Annotated in this window: 4 protein-coding genes; 2 read left to right on the top strand and 2 right to left on the bottom strand. The window is 69.2% G+C overall.

The genetic code is table 11. The features are described 5' to 3' along the window. Positions 1 to 962 precede the first annotated feature (962 nt). Positions 963 to 1,961 carry a sigma-70 family RNA polymerase sigma factor gene (locus tag AOK01_RS39390; RefSeq protein WP_055520361.1) on the bottom strand — a complete coding sequence of 333 codons (999 nt, stop codon included), beginning with the start codon at positions 1,959 to 1,961 and terminating at the stop codon, positions 963 to 965. A gap of 190 nt (positions 1,962 to 2,151) precedes the next feature. Here AOK01_RS39390 and AOK01_RS39385 point away from each other — a divergent pair, with 190 nt between their 5' ends. Further along, positions 2,152 to 2,703, top strand: a complete 552-nt coding sequence (locus AOK01_RS39385) for a GNAT family N-acetyltransferase (RefSeq protein WP_245702611.1) — start codon at positions 2,152 to 2,154, stop codon at positions 2,701 to 2,703. Positions 2,704 to 2,795: 92 nt separating this feature from the next. On the opposite strand, the gene AOK01_RS39380 is transcribed toward AOK01_RS39385, so the two are convergent. Next, on the bottom strand, positions 2,796 to 3,596 hold the full coding sequence (locus tag AOK01_RS39380; RefSeq protein WP_055520357.1) for a dioxygenase family protein: 801 nt from the start codon (positions 3,594 to 3,596) through the stop codon (positions 2,796 to 2,798). 162 nt (positions 3,597 to 3,758) lie between these two features. Between AOK01_RS39380 and AOK01_RS39375 the strand changes: the two genes are divergently transcribed. After that, positions 3,759 to 4,262, top strand: coding sequence for a MarR family winged helix-turn-helix transcriptional regulator (locus AOK01_RS39375; protein ID WP_055520355.1), 504 nt, complete (start codon positions 3,759 to 3,761; stop codon positions 4,260 to 4,262). Positions 4,263 to 4,461: the final 199 nt, after the last annotated feature.

Raw genomic sequence — 4,461 nt, 5'->3', positions numbered from 1 at the left:
AGATGTGTATAAGGGGCAGGGGCGGGGATCGGGCGCGGGGATCGGGCGCGGGAGCCGACGGCGCGCCCCTCGGGCGCCTCTCGGGTGCCCCTCGGCGGAATTCACGCCCGTGACACAATGTGCCGCCTGGGTCACCCCGGGGTTCAGGTTCGGGGTGGCCCAGCCTTCGTGCCCGCGCGGTCGCGGGGTCGCGTGCCCGCGGGTCGCGGGGTCGCACAGTCGCACTGCGCTACGAACGGCCTCGCGGACAGGACACGTACGGGCCCGCGCGCAAGTCCCCCGTACAGGACCCGTAAGTCCCCCGTACAGGCCCCGCGTGCAGCGTCACAAATGGAGTCGAGCCCCGGCGCCAGGGGGGGGAGGCGCCGGAGCTCGACTCTGGAAGAGTCCCTGCACCGGGGGAAGTGCGTCGGGACTCGGCTTTTGAGGGGCCCTGGAGTTTTGTGCCCCGGGGCCGGTGTTTTGAAGCGGCTGCAAACGGACTTCTGTACGAGCTCGGTGAGCTGGTCAAAGGTCTTGACCAGCCATGCTGTGACGTGGGGCCGACTCAGCGCCCCCGTACAGGGCCTGAGATAAGCTCGCGTGCCCCCGGAATGCGAACCCAATCCTCCTTTCGAGGACCAGTTTTTCTCCCCCGCTTCCGCAGGCGCCGCCGGAGCTCGAAACCGTACATTTTCCGGGCCTACCACGCCGCGCCACACCCTGTCCCGCCAGGCCCCGTCGCCCCGCTCCACAGCCGGCCACCCGCTGCCGGCCGCTCCCCGGACAACCCACCGAGCCGAGGCCGGGCGAGTGCCGGACGGGTACCCGACGAGTGCCGACGTCGGGCGAGAGCCCTGCCATCTCGTCGCCCAGCGTGGCCGACCGCGGCCGGGACTGCCGCGGTCACGGCCGTCGGGGTGAGGGCCCGCCGGACGGAACCGACGCCGCCCCGCCCCGGGCCCGGCAGCCGCCCGGAGGGCTTACGCCGCGGCGTCGAACCCTGTGGACCGGGCCAGCTTCTTCAGTTCCATCAGTGCGTGCTTCTCGATCTGGCGGATGCGCTCGCGGGTGAGGCCGTGCTCCTTGCCGACCTCGGTCAGCGTGCGCTCGCGGCCGTCGTCGATTCCGTACCGCATCTTGATGATCGAGGCGGTGCGCTGGTCGAGGCGGCCGATGAGGTCGTCCAGCTCCTCGCTGCGCAGCAGCGTGAGCACGGACTGCTCGGGCGACACGGCGGAGGTGTCCTCCAGCAGGTCGCCGAACTGGGTGTCGCCCTGGTCGTCCACCGCCATGTTCAGCGAGACCGGGTCGCGGGCCCAGTCGAGCACGTCGATGACGCGCTCCGGGTTGGAACCCAGCTCCTTGGCTATCTCGGCGGGCTCCGGATCGCGGCCGTGCTCGCGGTTGAACTCGCGCTGCACACGGCGGATCCTGCCCAGCTCCTCCACCAGGTGGACGGGGAGCCGGATGGTGCGTGACTGGTCGGCGATGGACCGGGTGATGGCCTGACGGATCCACCAGGTCGCGTACGTCGAGAACTTGAAGCCCTTGCGGTAGTCGAACTTCTCGACCGCGCGGACCAGTCCGGCGTTCCCCTCCTGGATCAGGTCCAGCAGCGGCAGACCGCTGCGGGGGTAGCGCCGCGCGACCGCGACGACCAGGCGGAGGTTCGACCGTATGAAGATGTCCTTGGCCCGCTCGGCATCGGCGACCAGCGCTTCGAGCTCTTCGCGGGAGGCCTGCACCTTTGTCTCGGTGGCCTCACCGTCGAGAAGCTGCCGCGCATACACCCCGGCCTCGATGGTCTGGGACAGCTCGACCTCCTTGGCGGCGTCGAGCAGCGGTGTGCGCGCTATCTCGTCGAGATACATGCCGACCAGGTCGCGGTCGGCGATCTCGCCGCCTACGACGCGAACACTGCGTGCCGCGTCGGTCTCGCCGGAGGCGGACTTACGACGGGCGACGGCACGGGTTGCCATGCGTGCTCCCTTACGATGGTGGGCTTGCGGGTCCTGGTAATGACTTCGGCGTAATGACTTGGTGGCTCGGACACCCTCCCGAGTGCCCTGCTTCCAATGGAAACAACGACTGGAATCCGGACAGAATTCCCAACCCGCCCCACGAATTTTCTGATCTTGCAGTACCCTGTCCGCCGAAAAAGGAGGCCGGGTGCCGTCAGAACATGCAGAGGCAGCAGCACAGGCAGTAGTAGAAGCGGCAGAGGTGCAGGTCAGGCCAGGAGCCGAAGGTGACCTCGACGCCCTCACGGACATCTACAACCACTACGTACGCGGGACGCCGATCACGTTCGACACCGTGGCCTTCACCCCGGAGGAGCGCCGCCCTTGGCTGCTCTCTCACCCTGAAGACGGCCCGCACCGGCTTATGGTTGCCGTGGACGCGGACTCACAGCGGATTCTCGGGTACGCCACATCGAGTGCGTTCGGGCCGAAGCCCGCGTACGGGACATCCGTGGAGCTGACGGTCTACCTCGCCCCGGACGCGGGCGGCCGGGGCGTCGGCACGGCCCTCTACGAAGCCCTGTTCGCGGCGCTCGCGGGCGAGGACCTCCACCGGGCGTACGCGGGCATCACCCAGCCCAACGAGGCATCGGCGCGGCTGCACCAGCGGTTCGGCTTCCGGAACGTCGGTACGTACCGGGAAGTGGGCCGGAAGTTCGGGCGGTACTGGGATGTGGCGTGGTACGAGAAGGATCTCTGAGAATCTCTGAGAACCTCCGAGAGTCGCTGAAGATCTCTGAGGGGCCTGCCTCTGAGGGTCTCTGAGGCAGGGGCCCCTGAGGGGCGGGCCCGTCAGCCGAACTGCACCGATCGCTTGGCCAGGCCCAGCCAGAAGCCGTCGATCACGGAACGCTGGGCGTCCAGATCGCCGTAGGCGTCCGCCGCGCCCATGGTCACGAACAGCGGAGCGAAGTGCTCCGTGCGCGGGTGGGCCAGCTGACCGGCCGGCGACTTGTGGAGGAAGTCGAGGAGGCCGTCCACGTCCGCGGAGTCGAGGGCCTGGTGGCCCCAGGCGTCGAACTCCGCCGACCAGCCGGGTATGCCGCCCTGCCGGAGAGCGGCCAGGTTGTGGGTGAAGAAGCCGGAGCCCACGATGAGGACGCCCTCGTCGCGCAGGGGCGCCAGCTTGCGCCCGATGTCCATCAGGCGGACGGGGTCGAGCGTGGGCATGGAGATCTGCAGGACCGGGATGTCGGCCGCGGGGAACATCTCGACGAGCGGGACGTACGCACCGTGGTCGAGGCCGCGGTCCGGGATGTCCTGGACCGGCGTGCCGGGGGCGCGCAGCAGCTTACGGACGGACGCGGCGAGGGCGGGGGCGCCCGGGGCCTCGTACCGCACCTTGTAGTAGTGCTCCGGGAAGCCCCAGAAGTCGTAGACCAGCGGGACGACGTCGGTCGCACCGAGGGCCAGCGGGGCCTCCTCCCAGTGCGCCGAGACCATGAGGATCGCCTTGGGGCGCGGGAGGTCGGCGGCCCAGGCGGCGAGCTGGCCGGGCCAGAGGGCGTCGTCGGCGAGGGGCGGGGCGCCGTGCGAGAGGTAGAGGGCGGGCATGCGCTCCACGACGGCACGTTCCTCGGTGGCTGCGGACATGATGGCGAAGCTCCCTGGGTGACGGCGGCTCGGTGCGCGACTGGGTGGTCAGGTGGCTGGGCGACTGGGGTGGCGATGGTTACTTGAAGTGTCAAGCTTTTGGAGTGAGAGCTTACCTCCCGCTTGTTTAAGTTTCAAGGAGAGCCCTCGTACAGTGGGTGCATGAACACGGCATCCGCTGACGAGCCGCGCTGGCTCAGTGACGAGGAACAACGCACCTGGCGTGCGTTCATGCACGCGACCACGCTTCTTGAGGACCATCTCGACCGCCAGTTGCAGCGTGACGCGGGCATGCCGCACATCTACTACGGCCTGCTGGTGCAGCTGGTCGAGGCGCCCGGCCGGCGGTTGCGGATGACCGAGCTGGCGATGAAGGCGAAGATCACCCGGTCCCGTCTGTCGCATGCGATCGCGCGGCTGGAGAAGAACGGGTGGGTGCGGCGGGAGGACTGTCCTTCGGACAAGCGGGGGCAGTTCGCTGTCCTGACGGACGAGGGGTACGAGGTGCTGGAGCGGGTTGCGCCCGGGCATGTGACCGCGGTTCGTCAGGCGCTTTTCGACCGGCTCACTGCTGAGCAGCAGGAGACTCTTGGCGAGGCGATGCGGCTTATTGCGGCGGGGCTTCAGCCGGAGGGGGCGGGGGCGGATTTGCCCTGGCTGCGGTAGGGCTCCGCCGGTTTGCCTCGCCTGTGTGAGCCGCGTTGGCCTCCGGCCGGCCTGGTTGTTTGCGCAGTTCCCCGCGCCCCTAGGTGGTTCGGATGCGGGTTCGTGGGGGCTTGGCGCGCAGTTCCCCGCGCCCCTGGTTGTTTGTCGGGTGCGGGTTTGTGGGGGCTGGGCGCGCAGTTCCCCGCGCCCCTTCGGGGCG

Origin of the sequence: Streptomyces aurantiacus (assembly GCF_001418335.1) — a bacterium.
Taxonomy (GTDB): domain Bacteria; phylum Actinomycetota; class Actinomycetes; order Streptomycetales; family Streptomycetaceae; genus Streptomyces; species Streptomyces aurantiacus.
The sequence above is the reverse complement of the archived record's forward strand: the minus strand, read 5'-3'. Positions and strand labels throughout refer to the sequence as shown.